Annotated in this window: 12 protein-coding genes; 7 read left to right on the top strand and 5 right to left on the bottom strand. The window is 38.9% G+C overall.

From position 1 onward, the window contains the following. The first annotated feature begins 2 nt into the window (after positions 1-2). Positions 3-1,835, top strand: a complete 1,833-nt coding sequence (htpG, locus tag DI076_RS17910; RefSeq protein ID WP_108961208.1) for a molecular chaperone HtpG — start codon at positions 3-5, stop codon at positions 1,833-1,835. A 57-nt stretch (positions 1,836-1,892) separates the two neighbouring features. Further along, on the top strand, positions 1,893-4,217 hold the full coding sequence (locus tag DI076_RS17915) for an ATP-binding protein (RefSeq protein ID WP_108961209.1): 2,325 nt from the start codon (positions 1,893-1,895) through the stop codon (positions 4,215-4,217). Here DI076_RS17915 and DI076_RS17920 read toward each other — a convergent pair. Next, on the bottom strand, positions 4,201-5,007 hold the full coding sequence (locus tag DI076_RS17920) for a hypothetical protein (RefSeq protein WP_174705099.1): 807 nt from the start codon (positions 5,005-5,007) through the stop codon (positions 4,201-4,203). The genes DI076_RS17915 and DI076_RS17920 overlap by 17 nt on opposite strands. Positions 5,008-5,098: 91 nt before the next feature. Between DI076_RS17920 and DI076_RS17925 the strand changes: the two genes are divergently transcribed. Next, a complete protein-coding gene (locus DI076_RS17925) occupies positions 5,099-6,262 on the top strand; it encodes an AZOBR_p60025 family cell surface glycopolymer formation protein (RefSeq protein WP_108961211.1) in 1,164 nt (387 codons plus the stop codon). Then, on the top strand, positions 6,259-7,086 hold the full coding sequence (locus tag DI076_RS17930; RefSeq protein ID WP_108961212.1) for a 1,4-dihydroxy-6-naphtoate synthase: 828 nt from the start codon (positions 6,259-6,261) through the stop codon (positions 7,084-7,086). The genes DI076_RS17925 and DI076_RS17930 overlap by 4 nt, the downstream gene beginning before the upstream one ends. On the opposite strand, the gene DI076_RS17935 is transcribed toward DI076_RS17930, so the two are convergent. From DI076_RS17935 to DI076_RS17950, 4 genes are all read right to left on the bottom strand, one after another. Continuing rightward, positions 7,072-9,582, bottom strand: a complete 2,511-nt coding sequence (locus tag DI076_RS17935) for a discoidin domain-containing protein (RefSeq protein WP_108961213.1) — start codon at positions 9,580-9,582, stop codon at positions 7,072-7,074. The two genes, DI076_RS17930 and DI076_RS17935, sit on opposite strands and share 15 nt — an antisense overlap. Positions 9,583-9,633: 51 nt before the next feature. Further along, positions 9,634-10,524 carry a helix-turn-helix domain-containing protein gene (locus tag DI076_RS17940; protein WP_167396557.1) on the bottom strand — a complete coding sequence of 297 codons (891 nt, stop codon included), beginning with the start codon at positions 10,522-10,524 and terminating at the stop codon, positions 9,634-9,636. A 376-nt stretch (positions 10,525-10,900) separates the two neighbouring features. Beyond that, positions 10,901-11,722, bottom strand: coding sequence for a ParB/RepB/Spo0J family partition protein (locus DI076_RS17945; RefSeq protein ID WP_108961214.1), 822 nt, complete (start codon positions 11,720-11,722; stop codon positions 10,901-10,903). Then, complete coding sequence (locus tag DI076_RS17950; RefSeq protein ID WP_108961215.1) at positions 11,706-12,458, bottom strand: ParA family protein; 753 nt, start codon at positions 12,456-12,458, stop codon at positions 11,706-11,708. The genes DI076_RS17945 and DI076_RS17950 overlap by 17 nt, the downstream gene beginning before the upstream one ends. Positions 12,459-12,688: 230 nt before the next feature. Between DI076_RS17950 and DI076_RS17960 the strand changes: the two genes are divergently transcribed. The 3 genes from DI076_RS17960 (at position 12,689) to DI076_RS17975 (ending at position 15,981) form a co-directional block, all read left to right on the top strand. Then, entirely contained in the window at positions 12,689-14,002 is a 1,314-nt protein-coding gene (locus DI076_RS17960) for a helix-turn-helix domain-containing protein (RefSeq protein WP_167396555.1), read from the top strand. 2 nt (positions 14,003-14,004) lie between these two features. Then, positions 14,005-15,003: a hypothetical protein gene (locus tag DI076_RS17965; RefSeq protein WP_100716018.1), complete on the top strand. Its 999-nt coding sequence runs from the start codon at positions 14,005-14,007 to the stop codon at positions 15,001-15,003. 528 nt (positions 15,004-15,531) lie between these two features. Next, positions 15,532-15,981 carry a phosphatidylinositol phospholipase gene (locus DI076_RS17975; RefSeq protein WP_108961219.1) on the top strand — a complete coding sequence of 150 codons (450 nt, stop codon included), beginning with the start codon at positions 15,532-15,534 and terminating at the stop codon, positions 15,979-15,981. The last annotated feature ends 547 nt before the right edge of the window (positions 15,982-16,528 follow it).

A 16,528-nucleotide genomic window follows, 5' to 3' on the forward strand; every position in this document is an offset into this window, starting at 1 on the left:
ATATGTCAGCTGAAGAAAAAGGCAAAATAAGTGTCGAAACAGAAAACATTTTCCCAATCATTAAAAAATGGCTCTATTCCGAAAAGGATATCTTCCTAAGGGAACTTGTATCTAACGCAAGTGACGCAATCACCAAACTTAAAAAAGTCGCTTTGACTGAAGAGTTTGAAGGTGGAAGTGATTATCGAATCGACCTAAATTTTGACGTTGAAAAACGGATTTTAACCATCGAAGACAACGGGATTGGCATGACCATCGATGAAGTCAAAAAATACATCAATCAAATTGCTTTTTCTGGTGCAACAGACTTCGCCAAACAATACCAGAACGCTGAAAATAAAGCAGAGATCATCGGCCATTTTGGTCTGGGTTTTTATTCGAGTTTTATGGTCTCAAAACAAGTAACCATTGAGACCAAATCATACAAATCTGGCCAAGCGGCAGTTATGTGGTCTAGCGAATCAGGTACCGACTTCTCCATTACACCCATTGAAAAAAACACTAGAGGTACAAAAATTTCTTTGTACTTGGACAGTGAATCAGGTGAATACCTTGATAAGTGGAAATTAAAGGAACTAATCAAAAAATACTGTGATTTTTTGCCCGTTTCTATCTATGTCCAAGGAGAAAAGACAAACAGAGAAAAACCACTTTGGTCTGAGGAACCTTCTAAACTGTCTCCTGAGGATTATAAGGATTTTTATTCTTACTTGTTTCCTTTTTCAGGAGAATCTTTATTTCACATCCACCTCAATGTGGATTACCCTTTTCGTTTACAAGGAATCTTATACTTTCCAAAACTCACCCATGAATTAGAAGCTTCAAAAAATGGGATTAAACTTTTTTGCAATCATGTGTTTGTCAGCGATAACGCAAGTGAGTTGATCCCTCAATTTTTGACCATCCTCAAAGGTACAATTGACATTCCTGACTTACCTCTGAATGTCTCTCGTTCCTATTTACAAAACGATCCACTCGTTAAAAAAATCTCCAACCATATCATTAAAAAAGTAGCAGACCGACTTATTGATGATTTCAAAAAGAATCGTGCAAAGTATGAAGAAAACTGGAACGATATCTCTATCTTTGTCAAATATGGAGTATTAACAGATGAAAAATTTTATGATTCAATGAAGGATCATATCATCTTTAAAAATTCCGAAAATGGCTTCTCAACTGTTTCTGAATATTGGGAAAAGAACAAAGAAAAAAACCAAAACAAAATCTTTTATGCTAATGAAACAGAAATGGGTTCTGTTTATATGGAACTTCTCAAATCACAAGGACTAGAAGCCCTCTTAGTTGATTCTAAAATTGATTCACATCTCATCCAACATTTGGAAGGTAAAAATCCAGATTGGAAATTCCAAAGAGTGGATTCAGAAATTGCTGATCAAGTTTTAGACAAAGAATCAAAGACAGAAATTGTAAACGAATCTAATGAAACAGAATCGAATCGAATCACCAAACTCTTTGAAGTTGCATTGCCTAAGGAAGGAGTTCAAGTCAAAGTAGAAGCACTAAAATCAGTAGATGTCCCAGGGGTTATTTTACTCCCTGAATTTATGCGTAGAATGACGGAAATGAATTCTATGTTTAACAAAGAGGATACTAAATCAATGCTTAAGTCTCACACATTGATGGTAAACTCAAAATCACCTCTCGTAAAATCCGCCTTACAGGCGTTTGAGGGAGTTAACCCAGAGAAGGGTAAAAAATTGGCACGTGTCATTTACGATTTATCGTTACTGTCTGCCAAGGTAATGGACGAAAAAGAAGTCTCAGAGTATACAAAAAGGACAACAGAATTTCTTCAGGAGATTTTTTCTACTTAAGGTAAATTCCTATCATAAAGATTTGGCAACGATTCCTATCAATGGAATTGTTGCCAAGTGATCCAAATTTGTATTACAAGCCGACTCAGCTCCTTACCCATCGTGGTTGCCTACAAAAAAGGTTACTTCGAAGAATTTGGAGTCAAAGTTACGCTTCACCTCAATACTCACCATAAAGCAATTTTACCTTTATTGGATGCTGGACGAGTGGAAGCCGGGGAAGTTCCAACAATCGCATACTTACAAGACAGTTTTTTAAAAAAATCAAAACTCAAAAGAATCTATCGAGGAATTTATCTTTATCATTCGCCTCTCTCTTTTTATTCTAGATTTCAATTCAAACCAGAAGACTTAACCAGAAACAAAGCCTATATCCTTCCTGTTCCCCATATCAATTCCATCGAAAGATTATTCGCAGAAAAATTCCTAGAAGAATATGCACCTAAAAATCCCGTAAAGGTGCGTTATATTGACACACCAGGATTTTTAGAAGAAAAAGAATTCTTAAAACCAAACTGCTTAGGGCTTGTATCTGATCCATTTTCAAGTCCTTTCCTCCGAAACTTCCAAGACTTTGCCAATAACTTAGAACTTCCTATCTTAAAAAAGGACACGATTTATCCATCCACCTTACTTGCATTTAGCGGTGATGCCATTTTAAAAACAGGAAGAGAAGTATCAGGAGTATTATTGGCTGTCAAAAAAGCCATCGATTTCCTTCAAAATGCAAACAAGGATTATCATGGTAATTTATGGGACGACTTACAACTTTCTCATTTTTACCCACACTTAAGAGTAGGGGAAACAAAAAACCTACTCACCGAACATCCATTAATCCAAAAAGGAGTTTTTTCTTACCATGGTGACGAAACAACTCTCTTCCCATTACTAAAAGATGTTTATTTTCGCTTAATTCGAAGGGTCATTCAACCAGAGGCTGTGCAAGCTGCTCTAAACTTTGAAGAAATTTTATCAGCATTGGAACCTAAAAAAGTATTCGATGTTAGAAAATTATCTAGCTTCCAAGAACCAACAAATGTGAAATTGCATGCACCTTCACAAATCAATTACCGAAAGCTAAATGCAGTAAGACACTTAATTGTTGATGTTAATTCTTTGGTTTTGGACATGCTCCAAGGAAATTATAGTTCTCGCCTTAATACGGATGAAACACTTCAATTGGACAACAGAGTCAAAGTACTCGTAAATTCAATGTTAGACTCTTTTAATGCTAAAATTGAGTTACAAAGAGAAGAGATCACTGAATTGGAAAATTTAATTTCGATTTTGGAAATTAAATTGGATAGATCCGCTGTTGACTTACAATACTCAGAAGAAAAATACCGTTACCTATTTGAATTTTCAAGAGAGGCGATAGCCTTAGTTGATGCTGATACAGGGAGTATCCTGGAAGCAAATAACCAATTCCGTTCTTTAACTGGATACACCAGAGGTGATATCACAAAAATGAATATCGAAGATATCATAATCGGAAACCAAGTATCCAACCAATTACGATTTGGATCCGATTTATCCTCTGATACTATGTTATCACTTCCTGATGTTGAAATTTTAGTAAAAGATGGCTCCAAACTAGAAGTAGATATCAGTTTTACTTCCATACTATTATCTCCAAAAAAGAGATACCAAGTTCAATTCCGCCCCAACTCCGAACGAAAAGAACAAGAAAGACTCCAACATGAATTTATCTCTAATGTAAGCCACGAATTACGTAGCCCGATGACGAATATTCGTGGGTACTTAGAATTTTTTAAATCTGACTCTTCGTTACCATTCAACAAAGAACACATCAATATGTTGGAAGTAATCGATAAAAACGCAAAAAGACTTAGTTTTTTAATCGAAAACCTACTAAAATTAACAACCTCACGAGAAAAAGATAAAGAAGCGGAAGTGATAGAAATTTTTGATCCAGTCCCTGTGATTGAAGATGTCATTCATATGAATTCACATCTTGCGAAAGGAAAACCAATCGAATGGGAACTTTCTTTGAAAAAAGGCCTTTTGATTCGCGGAATTAAATTCGAATTTTCGCAAATTATAACAAACTTATATGTAAATGCCTTAAAATACACTTTCAAAGGAAAAATTGGTATCTCGTTACGCGACGCCAACGGGAAAGTGGAAATTATAGTTGAAGACACTGGAATCGGAATTGATCCCAACTACAAAAATCAAATCTTCGATCGATTTTTCCGAATCCCATCCACAGATAATAAAAAAATAGGTGGAACGGGCCTTGGACTTTCCATTGTTAAATCACTTGTAGAAAAGATGTCCGGAGAAATATTCGTTGAAAGTACAATGGGTGAGGGAAGTAAATTTACCATTCACTTCCCAATCATCAATGGGAACGTTTAACCACCTTCTTCTTTTTAGGTGCTGCTTTTTTCTTTGGCGAAACTTTTGATTTTTGTTTTTCCAAAACAACGGGTTTGGAATGTAAATGGGAAGGGATGTTCTGTAAGTCTAAATTCATTTTAGACAAAAGAACCGACAATTCCATCATTTCCCTTGTACCTAAAAGTTGCATCATTGCCAATGCCTGGTTCATACCTAATTTTTTAAAAATTTCCAATACATTCGAAACACCAAAAAACTTTAGAAGGATCGGCAATTCTTCTAATCCTCTTTGTTTGATCCATTTTTTACAATCAGCAACAGAAAGTTCATTTACCAATTGAATGATAGGCTGAAGCTGAATCTTATCAACTAACCACAAAAAATCTCGCATTGGAATTTCTTTTAGTAAAGATATCGACTTTTGAATACCGAGTGATTTTAAAACTTCAACACTTGCCTCAGGGCCTAATGTTTTTGCCAATAGACCTACATCGTGTGGAGGGATACTTTTAGATACAATGGCAAGATCCGCAATTGATAACGAATGAATGAAATAAACCAAATCATCATCATCATTTTCACGAATCATCTCCACCAAAATTTTTTCAGGGATTTGATTCACTAACTCAACGACTGTTTCTTCACTCAATTTTTGTGTTAAAACAATGAGGCGTTCCTTCGGAACTTTTCCAGTAAGGGAAAGAAGTTTTTCGTATCCCAAATTTTTCAATATTTGAAAGGACTTTTTTGGACCCAATTTTTCTAAATACTGATACACCGTTTGTATGGTAACGAGAACTTCTTTCATTTGCCCCAACTTTGGATACAAACTGTCAGAATCTTGTTAAAATTCCAGAGAAATTCCTTTCAAAATCTATTAATTTTTACAAAATGGGAGAGTGAAACCGCGTCAACTCTGCATAACCATGTTTTTTTTCATTTTGGGAGTAATGGGGATCATTCAATTTAAAATATCTCCCTACAACCACTCACTGTCTGCATTAATTGGGATTTGGGAAGGATTTTATGAAATCAATCCAAACTTAGTCGATCCAAATTTTGTCGTATATAAATCAGGCGGATATGATGGACAATTTTTTTACCTACTCGCAAAAGATTTGTTTAACGATTCCGATTGGAACTTAATTGTAGATAGTTTTTATTTTCGTTACCATAGAATAGGATTATCGCTCATTTCTGGACTTGTTTCTCATTTATTAGGCAGTGAACACTACCCACTCATAACACTTACGATTTTATTTTCGACGTTTCTATTTTCTGTATATTGTTTATACCAACTACTTCCCGAAAAATCGAAATGGTTAGTTTTGTTTTATATCTTTTCTCCCTATTCATTAAATTCCAATTTATTATTAGTCGCTGATTCTTTTTTTGTGAGTTTAGCAATAATTAGTTATTATTTTTACACAAAAAAAAATCTAACTACCTCGTTTTTATTTTTCCTGATCACAGTCTTCACAAGGGAATTGGGGGTTTTATTTTTAGCTCCGATTGTTTTGGGAGCTCTATACCATAAACAATGGAAAGAAGTTTTTCTATTTTCCTTACCAGGCATCTTGTTTTTGGGTTTTTTGTATGTCGGATGGAAAAACTCCCCAAATCATTTAGGCACAAACCCACTTGGTTTCAAAGATATGATAGATATTCCCTTATTCGGATTTGTAAAAAGTTTTTTTGACCATAACCAATTTCAATTCAAACTAAAAGAATTCCCCAAACTACTTTTCCTAGTATCGTTTTTAAGTATGATCATGATTTCTATCGCATCTATCAGGAACTCATTTCAAAAGGATCTAAACATACTCGTTCCTATCCTTGGAAGTTTATTCGTCATTGCAATTGCAGAAGAGGGGTATTGGAGGTCTTTTGATAATTTGAGTAGAATGTTTACACTCATTTTACCTTTCAGTTTACTACTGGAAGGTGTAACCAAAAAATTGAGTTTTAAGATCTTTCTTGGCACTTCCATTACCTTATTTTTCTTTTTACTAGTTCGAATTTTTTTCATCACACCAACAAAGGAATATTTTTTAGCACTATGATTTCACTTGCGTATTCACCTTGCCCAAATGACACTTTCCTCTTTTATCACCTGATTCGTAATACAGACTACCCGGTCAAAGAAGAACTTTACGATGTCGAAAACTTAAATGAATTTGCATTTGAAGGTAAATTCCCAGTAACTAAACTTTCGTTTGCTGCTTTTTTCCACATTATCGATAAATACATATTATTGGAAACGGGTTCTGCTTTGGGTCGAGGTTGTGGTCCACTTCTCGTCAGAAAAAAAAATACCAATACCAACTTAGAAAATTGTCAATCTTTATATATCCCAGGACAACTGACTACTGCCAATTTACTATTATCCCTTTATACAAATGGGACACATAAACCAACTGCACTTCGTTATGATGAAATCATTCCTAAACTTTTAACGGAAGAAAACAGTTTAGGAGTGATCATTCACGAAGAAAGATTCACATTCGAAGAAAGAGGATTGGAGAAGGTGGTTGATCTCGGTGAATGGTGGGAATCATCAACAGGATACCCAATTCCTCTTGGTGCTATTGCCATAAGAAGGGACATCCCAAGAGAAGAAGCACTCAAATTCCAATCGGAACTTCAGAAAAGCCTAAGAGATGCTTACCAAGAACCAAAAGCAATGATGGATTACATCAAGGAAAATTCTCAGAATAAAGAAGATTCCGTAATCAAAGCTCATATTGATTTATACGTGAACGAATTTACGAAATCATTGGGAAAAGAAGGACACGATGCTGTGACTTACCTTTTCCAAAGAGCGATTGAAGCAGGTTTTATCAAAAAACCCACCTCAACACTACCTTTGTTTTTAGGAGAAAGTTAAGAGGCAAAGGATATGTCCTTTATCTCGTTTGCAAGCTTCCATTGCCTTTGCCACCAACATTCCTGGTTTTAATTTGGAAGGATCCGCTTTGATCGCATGACCAGAAGTGAGTCCTGATACCAAAAGATCTCCAGGGTAAATGGGCACCTGTGTAGCATCCACGTGAAGTTTCGCCACTCCAAGAAGTGCCACTAACACGTATTCTACGCCTTTTTCTCTTTTCCCAAAAACCAGATTGGCATTTGAGACAGCAACACCGATCACATTGGTAGAGTAGGGGTGTTTGCTCCTCCCGAGAACTCCCGTTTCTTCGGTAGCCACAAGTAAATCACCAGAAGTGATAACATCTTTCCCATCGAGTCTAAAATAACGAGCGATACATTCTTCACCACCATCCTTCGTTATGCGAAGATTCCCCTCAAAAACCGACTCTCCATTAGCATAAATTGCTTTTCCAGAACCAATTAATTCATATTCAGGAATACCTTTTCCATCAACAACAATGGCAAACTCTGACTGTGAAACAAACCTACCACCTGGTGACGTTGTACCGGCACCTAAAATTCCAGCCGACCGAGTTGTTTCTTTTCCTTTGGAAATACCATAAACTCCGATGGATTCTCCAAATCCAACAACTCCAGAACCAGAAGAGACCCCTACAAGTCCTGAACCATTTTTCGTATTTTTTCCGTAAATGATCGCATCGTTTGATTGTGGTGGAACAAATCCTTTGGAGATAGACTCAGCTTCGCCTGTAATCTTTAATAAGCCAGTATGTGAGTTAAAATCATGTTCTTTTTCGGCATATGGATGTGTATGAGGTTTTGGTTCTCTTTTATCAGACAATCTTGGATCATCGGACAATACTACCTTCCCAGGGACAGCTTCTCCATGGTTTGCCAATACAACAATACCTGCATCGTCAAACCCTGCTTTGGCGAGACGTTTGTCGTTTCCTTGCACAACAACACCAGCTTTAGTTTCGCCTGAATGTGCGAGTTGGACAATTCCATGTGCTTCCGTATTGGCAAGTTTTAGACGTTTATCATTCCCTTGCACAACGGTATTTGATTCCTCTCCACCATTCGGAGCTAATTGTACAATTCCTTTTGCAGTGGTTGTGGCATCCTTTAACCTTGGATCGTCACCTGTTACCACTTTATCAATCGCAGTTTCACCAGCTTCCGCCAGTTGTACAAGTCCTACTGATTTTTTTGTCGCAATTTTTAATCGGGAATCATTGCCTTGGACAGCAACCCCTGGACGCGTTTCGCCATCTAACGCAAGCTCTACGATTCCTGGATGATCTGTAGAAGCATTCCGTAACCTCTCATCATCCGATTGGACGACGAGACCCGGTCTTGCTTCTCCACTCCTTGCAAGTCTCACGAGACCATGAGTGAGTTCGGTGGCGATTTTTAGGCGTTTATCATTTCCTTGGACAACAACACCTGGTTTTTCTTCTCCATCAGATGCAAGTTCCACAATCCCACGGTATTCGGTTGTTGCATCTCTTAACCTTCTATCATTAGATTGGACAACAACACCTTCTTTTACTTCACCATCAACTGCGAGTCGAATGATCCCGGATCTTAAAACAGAAGCATAGGGAAGTGGTTCTCTGGTTGGCCCACCTGATTCCTTTTTATCTGCACTAGAGTACAATTCGAGTTCAATGACTTCGGTAGTGTATTCTTTTTTGTTAGTTTGTTTTTCATCGATAAAAACAATTTTTAAAAATCGTAAATTGACAGGTGGGAAACGCCACTTGTACCAAGTACCTGGTTCAGATAAGAAATAATTTTCCTCATGTAACTGGTGCCAAGTTAGATCATCTTCGCTGTAATAAACAATAAACCTTTCGGGAAAATTGGTGATGGCATCGTTTTTCGTTAACATCCGAAATTCTTCAATCCGGTTAACAGATCCCATATCCAAAATCACGTATTCATCAGCAGGTTCTTCTTTTTTCTTTGAAGACCATCCGTAATCAGGTCTTGTATCAAATAAATTTTCTTTCACATAGAGTCTATCTAACTCTGAACTAACTTGAATAGACTGAACACCACTGATTAAGATTTTTAATGGACCAAAACTAATCCGATTTTTCCCGTTACTTGCTTTTCTTGAAATTTTAGAAATAAACTTCACATAACGAGCGCTTGTTAATGAAAACAACCATTTAGCGGAAGTTTTAAATGATTTGCGAAAGGATGATTCTTGTAAAATGGGTTCCCAATACTTACCATCATGTGATAACTCAAACCGGAAAGAATCGGGGAAAAAATCCAACCCATCCTTTCCTGGTAATAACTCGATTCCATTAAAAAAAACAACATCGTCAAATTGGAAAATGATCGAGGAGAGAGAAGACTGTTCCTTTTCTTCAAAAAATGACAAAAACTCATTATTTTTGATTTCATACGTTCCTGTTGTGGAAACAGATTGGATGGGCAAAGAGTAGGGGTGGCTTGTGCGAATTAAATGATCTTTCATGCGCTTTTTCAGTTATGATTCCTTCCAAAAAATACCGTTTTTCTATTCAGTCTATCGAATTTCACCGACACGTGAGCCTTCTTCTTTTTCTGTAAAAACTACAAGTACAACTGGTTTTACCCGTTCTGTGAAATACATTTGGATGATTTGGCGTAAATGCCCAAGTATCGGAGAGGTGACGATGATCACATTTCCATCTGTTGTCACCTGGATTTTTTCCAATTGGCGAAAGGATGATTCTGTCAATTGTTTCGAAGCCCAAGTCAAAAACCCAGACCAAGAAGCTGGGTGAGGAAGGCTTGATTCCTTTCCCAAATCATGCCCAGAATTAAGCACTTCTTTTCGTTGGGCACTCACTAATTCCCTGCAAAGGGTTTGTACATACGAAACATTCGATTCCATATGGAGGTCCACAGCCTTACGATACGCCTCAAGAGCAATTTCAGGACCAAATAAATCGACAAGAGTTTCGAAGTCTTTTTTCCCTTCTTTTGAATCTCTCTTACTTTCGCTTTGGTCCTTTATTTCTGGTACATGGTTTGTATTGGATATAGTTATATTAATATGGTTAGGGGATCCATCCGTAACCCCCTTTGTTTGTGAATTGAATCCCCCAGCGGTCTCGGACTCGGCCCCCCTGAGGTGTATCGATGTATCTCCCAGAGGGGTAATTCTGGAACCCTCATAATGGAAAGAAAAATGATACCTTGTGGAAGTCCTTCCACTTCCTGGAACTTGGTAGAGTAAACCTGCTTGTGTTAATTCTTTTTTGGCAGTCACTATGGATTTTTTGGTTTTGAATCCAGTTAGGCGCATGAGGGTTTCTGTATTTGGCCAAACAGGTTTGAAGTTGTAGTCACTGAATTTTAAAAGCACAGGATACAACGTCTTTGCAGCATGGGATAACCCTGCCCAAACACCGGAATCGATGATGTCGGTCATCAGACGGATATAGGGATGTCGCTGGTCGCTCAAGGAAGCTCCTCCGATTTCTGCAAAAATTAAACTAAATTTAAGCAAATAATTCGAAGGAGTTGACATTATCTGACATAATGTTAATTATGTCTCATCCAACAACATTCCTTCGGGAAACCCCGACCCCCTGGTGTTCCAGGGGATTTTTTTTATATGTCGGGTTAGGGCAATGGAATGCCCCCACACCTTTTCTCAAGAAAAGGTGTTTGCTCAAACCTATCAAAAGTTTTATTATGTCACATTATTGTCGGATTCTGGTAACTGTCAAGTTCGTACAGTATTTTTCCCTGCTCAGGCCAAAAAATTTTTTCCTAAGTACTTGACTGCTAAGTACTTGTTTGGGTTATGCCGAATCACCATACTTTTTTGAGAGTTCTTTTCTGATGAATTTATAAATATCTCCCAGCAAAATTTCGTCTTCCGATTGGATTTGGATCCCACTGCTTGTGCGTCTGATTTTGTAACCAGAAAGAGGGGAGGATTTTTGAATTGCCCCATCACCCGCTTTTACTTGTTTATTGAAGTCTTTTGCATCTCTTACGGTCTTGAGTGTACCTTTGTGGTAAAGGGTGAGGAATTCATCCAAACTTCCTTTTTTAGCTGCTTGGGCAGCTTGTACGAGGAGGTTTTTATTATAAATTTCATTCTTTTTGCATTTCTCCAAATCGGCTTTGGACATCGATGTAATGGAAAGTACTTCCGTCATGTAACTGCGACTTTTTCCAAATAGGTCGCCTAATTCCTGGTCCGTATACTGGTACGAATTTTTTAAAAAGAGAAGGGCATCTACTTCTTCGTAGGGAGAAAGGTTTTCCCTCTGCAGGTTTTCGATGACAGCAAGTTTATAGATTTCTTTATCGGGTCGGTTTAAGATCTTACATTCAATCTCTGCCCATCCTAAGGATTTGGCAGCATGGTAACGCCTCTCTCCTGCAATGATTTTATAACTGCCTTCTTTTTCGCCTTTTGAAACGATGATTGGTTGTAAAAGGCCATCGGCTTTTAGGGTCTGGGCTAATTCTTCGATCCCTTTTTTTCGTTCTTGCCTGGGTTGGTGTTCGGAAGGTTGGATTCTGTCCATTCGGATGGTACGAATGGTCCCGTCCAAATTTTCAGCTTGGTAGATGTCGGCGAGAGTTCCTAGGCGTTTACTTTTTAAGCTCACTTAAAACCTCCTCGATAAAACCTTCATATTCTTGGGATTGCCTGGACGATCTGTTGTAATCGAAGACGGATTTTTTGGCCAGATGGCTTTCGCCAATCGCAACTCCGTCAGATATCGTATGTTCAAAAATCCTGAAATATTTTGTGAGGACAGGTAAGATTGTCTTCGTCAATAAAGTTTGGGGTTTCAGTTGGGTGATGAGGGCACCTAAAATTTCCAGGTCTGGGTTGATCCTTTTTTTAATGGAGGAGATGGTCTGTTGTAGGCCCATAATCCCATCCATCGAAAATTTTTCTGCTTGGAGTGGGATCAAAACATAATTGGCAGCAACCAAACTGTTCACTGTGAAAATGGAGAGGGAAGGTGGGCAGTCAATGATGACAAAGTCGAAATCCTTAAGTCCGGAAAGTGAGTCTCTAAGGATATAAGGTGCTTCTACCGAGTTCACCGAAACTGTTTCCATTTCCGCCAAGCGCATGCTAGATGGTGCTATCCACAAATGCTCGTTATACGCTGGAGCAATGATGTCTTTCATGTTCGCCGAATTTTGAAATAAGTGGGCAAGGTCCTTTTCGACAGTTTCAGGATTTAGAAAAATTCCGGTAGAATTTGCCTGGGGGTCCATATCGATAAGTAAAGTTTTGAGATTTCGGCGAGCCAATCCCATGGCAAGATTCAAAGAAGTAGTTGTTTTGCCCTCTCCGCCTTTCTGATTTGCAACTGCAATAGTGATCATCTATCTCTCTTTTTCCTTCCCATTTGGTATGCTTTCCATTGGAAAATTTGGGATCAATTGTATTTTTGAAAGGGAACAAAAAAAGGGATTTTTGTCCGTTTCTACCTACATTGTCGGACATCCGACATGGCAAAAATTAGCAAAAACTATCTCTTCTGTTTCTGTCGGACATCCGACATTCAAACTGGTACGTACTTGACAAAGTGATTAAATTTAAACAGTTTCATAGCATGCCCCCTCATACCGCTTCCTTGTTTGCATCCAGCCAAACAGGCAAAGAATGGATGGAAACAATCCTTCCTTCTTTGTGGGCAGAGTTGTGTACCGAGTTTGGGTTGGCCTCCGGTGTCGTAGTTCTCAAAGCAGAAGACGAAGATTCGTTTTATGAATCAGCTAGTTTTGGCTACGGAGAAGATGGTTTTTATTATTCGTTTCTGAATCGTGGTTCTGCGGAATGGGAGACTCTTATGAGTTCCAGGGAACCTGTTTTCTTTTCCGGGAAAGAATTTCCTTTGTTTGGAAAAACAACAAATGCAATGTCGATCCGGATTGTTGCAAAAGAAAGTATTGGTTTCCTTCTTGTCGAATTTGAAGGTGAAACATCATTTCCTATGTTCGCACTCCTTTCTCTTTTTGCAGATAAAATTGGGAAAGAATGGAATGGTAATCAACCACAGATGGTTCGTCTCGAGCCAAAAGATTCTGATGAATCGTATCTCCAATTCAGAGAAAAAATTCCCAATCTAGAAGCCGCAATCCATCGGTTTGGATCCGAGAGGTTGGTTTCAATTTTTGGGGCCCCTGGGTCAGGAAAAAAAAGTTTAGCTAAATGGATCCACCAAAACATGCTTTCAGGTGCTCCCTTTCTGGTTGTAGAATCCGTGCCCGATCATTTTGGGAAATTTGAAAAAGCTCTCCAAGAATGGGGAATAGAAGCAAATTTTGGAAGTCTGGTATTTACGAACCCAGAACATTTTTCCTTAGGGCAACAACAAATCCTTGCGGATTGGTGGGCAAAATCTGGGTTCAAAGGTAACCTCTTTCTCTTGGGTGATTCAAATGGAAACGGAGAAGTCCTTCCTGAATTCCTCCTATTGTTGCAAAAAAATCCCGTGTATGTGCCGGCATTAAATCATTTGCCAAAACCTACGTTTTCAAAAATCATCCAGTCCATTTTTCAAACATTATGCCACGAGCAAAATCGCTCCGATCTTACTCTGAGTCAGGCAGGTGAAACGGAACTTCTCAATCGAATTTATAAAGAAAATTTCGTCGAACTGAGAAGTGCCATTCTCTCTGGAATTTTAACTTGTCGTACCAAAATCGTAGATGTTTCTGATCTTCTGGTCGGCCGGAACAGGATGGATATTGAGATTCCGGATGCCGAAGATTTAGACTTGCGGCGAGGGATAGAAGCCTTAGAAAGGCAGAAGATTCTTTTGGCAATGCGTATCTTTTCGGGAAACCAAATTCGAATGGCAAAGGCATTGGGAATTTCGAGAGGTTCTCTCCAATATAAAATGAAACAACTTGGTTTGATGTAAAGATGGATGATACTGTATATGAAGAACGGAAAACTCCGGCAGGGTTTCTCGTAAAAGTCCGGATTTCCAAACTGACCTACGTAGTTTTTACCGAATCAGGTCCCGAAGTTCCAAAAGGTGCCAAAAATAATTCCATCGTTGTCAACGTCCCGAGAGTGGGCTTTTTTGGAGATGATTTCGACGTTTCCCATTTCCATTTGGGAGAACTTTCCTTCGTCAATGTAAAAGCTGGAAAGATGGTCATTCCGTACCAACATGGTTTCTCGAATGAAATCAAAACCATTTATCTGGGAACGGGAAGCCAAAGTGATGTTTTACCTGTTGTTATTTACCACTACAAAAACAAAGAAGATTTGATGGCTGCTTGGGAGCGGGGGGAACAGGCTCAATTTTTGGTTGTCGATGAAGAAATCCCGAGATCGGACATGGTCTCGTTTAAAATCCGATACCCAAGTATGAACATCCTTGTGATTAAAAAAAGGATCAATACTTCCGCAGAATCCCAATCTCCAAAAACCGAAGAATCCAAAGACAAGGGAGTGGTGGATTATGACAAGGTGCGTGCGACGGATGTTGCCAAAAACCAAAACCTAAATACATATAGTGAGAACCCAGTCTTTTTAGCAAGGATCCACCTCCGGGCTATGGAGTTAGATAAAGTAAAACAACTCCTCCTCGATTTCCATTTATCTTCTGACGATGTAATGTTCATCCGAACCTTTTTGGATGTAATGATCAAAAATGAGTATAAGAAACCCGAACTAGACACAGTCAAACCACAACTCATTGCCATGAACGAAGCATTTCGATTGGCTGTCTTGATTTTGGAATTCCAAGTGGAAGCTTTTGAAAAAGAATTGGATGGAGGATTTTCAAAAGACATCTCTCACATGATTTATGCCCTCTTAGCCAAAGAACAAGACTCGGCCAAAGACCTAGAACACGAAATTGTTTTGTGGGAATGGAAACTCAGAGTCCGGGCATCCCTGTATAAAAAATAAGAAAAAACACTAAAAAATGCTTTATTTTTCTCGAATTTCGGGGAAAACTATAGATATTCATATGGTTTTCTTGGAAATAACAGAGAAGTTGGCACAAAAATTGCAAAAAAATGTACCGTTTTTTTGTGCACTCGTTTTTGTCCTTTTTTCCCAAGGAGCCCTATTTGCAAATGAATGGGAAGAACCAGTTGTCCTCTTAAACGATCCACTTGTTCCTGCCATCGAACTACGAGAAGGTGTCATCAGTGAAGTTGTGGTAGTTTCAAACCAAGAGCTTGCCATTCCAACGAACGAAAGTGAAGGACAAGGTCTCTTCCAAATCCCAAACACCCAAGTGGAAAAACATACGGTCCAGATTGTTACATCGAATCATCCATCCATTTTAATCGTTTCTCTTTCAGAAAAAAAGGGGATGGGTTTGTTTCACTGCCAAATTTTCCAGGGGAACAATTCAAAACCGAGAATGGAAGGGGAGAATCTACCTGTAAAATCGATTGCCAGCCCAGGACTTATTGGTTTTCTGGGGATATGTCTCAACCGAAGCGAGTTGCCTTCCAAAAATTTCTCAACGCCATGCGAAAACTGTCTACTGAGGTCAATGACTCTGAGATCTGCAAGCGATTGGAGATTCTCATGGCAACCAGTAAGGACGACCTCCCATTGGCTCTCGTCAACCAACTCCTCCAAGAGCCAAAAGAATTTGATCCAAAGGCCATTCCTGAACCATACACACAATACGTCCGACATTTCATCTACATGGTCAAACGGAATGGGCGAATGCCAAGTGAAGTCCTCTCCCATGAAGAAAATGGCGCTGGAGGATCTGGGAATTCTCGCGGAAGTCAAAAGGAATCCAAACCTACTGCCAAAAACAGCTCTAATGCAAAAAGTAAACGATCAGACTCTCCCAGTTCAAAATCCTCGTCGGCTCCTGTAAAAAAAGCCAAAACCACCACCGCATCTAAAACTAAAAAATAAACGAAACGAAGACTCCTCATGTGACCACAATCTCATGGGGTTTCCTTTGGCAGTCATTCCCTGTGCTCACTACAGGAGGAAAATGCCAAAATTGACAAAAACCAGCCCATTCCCGAGAGGCACCCCGGAGGTTAAATATTTGCCTAAAATTAGGCAAATATAGTCGAAATCTACTGCCAAACGTCTCGCAATGACAGGAAATCCGATTCTGAAGGAAAAGGGTCGTTATAACCAAGGAAAACTGCCCATATTTAGGCAATTAAAGCTGATGGGAGTTGCTGGTCAGAATTGCCTGGAGTTCGGCACGCCATTTATGACAGATCATTCCTAGAGACCAACTTTCGGCAGCGAGTGCCCTAGTGAGGTCGAGATTTGGGAGAGGTGACTAGGATTCGGCAGCCCGTATTACGTCAATTCCAGACAAAAAATTTGCCGCCGGAATTTCGTCAGGGAACCTATTCCTTACGGTTCTTGCGGAATCGTTCCGTTTTGATTCAGGCTTTTTTGGGACTTCCAGTCCCCCTCCTGGTTTGGTGACCAAAATCGG

The sequence above is a fragment of the Leptospira ellinghausenii genome (assembly GCF_003114815.1).
GTDB classification, from domain to species: Bacteria; Spirochaetota; Leptospiria; order Leptospirales; family Leptospiraceae; genus Leptospira_A; species Leptospira_A ellinghausenii.

Bases quoted from the DNA above. Each gene is read 5' to 3' on its own strand.
- htpG (WP_108961208.1), top strand. From the start codon at position 3: ATGTCAGCTGAAGAAAAAGGCAAAATAAGTGTCGAAACAGAAAACATT.
- DI076_RS17920 (WP_174705099.1), bottom strand. From the start codon at position 5,007: ATGAAAGAAGTTCTCGTTACCATACAAACGGTGTATCAGTATTTAGAA.
- DI076_RS17930 (WP_108961212.1), top strand. From the start codon at position 6,259: ATGATTTCACTTGCGTATTCACCTTGCCCAAATGACACTTTCCTCTTT.
- DI076_RS17935 (WP_108961213.1), bottom strand. From the start codon at position 9,582: ATGAAAGATCATTTAATTCGCACAAGCCACCCCTACTCTTTGCCCATC.
- DI076_RS17940 (WP_167396557.1), bottom strand. From the start codon at position 10,524: ATGACCGACATCATCGATTCCGGTGTTTGGGCAGGGTTATCCCATGCT.
- DI076_RS17950 (WP_108961215.1), bottom strand. From the start codon at position 12,458: ATGATCACTATTGCAGTTGCAAATCAGAAAGGCGGAGAGGGCAAAACA.
- DI076_RS17960 (WP_167396555.1), top strand. From the start codon at position 12,689: ATGCCCCCTCATACCGCTTCCTTGTTTGCATCCAGCCAAACAGGCAAA.
- DI076_RS17965 (WP_100716018.1), top strand. From the start codon at position 14,005: ATGGATGATACTGTATATGAAGAACGGAAAACTCCGGCAGGGTTTCTC.
- DI076_RS17975 (WP_108961219.1), top strand. From the start codon at position 15,532: ATGTCTCAACCGAAGCGAGTTGCCTTCCAAAAATTTCTCAACGCCATG.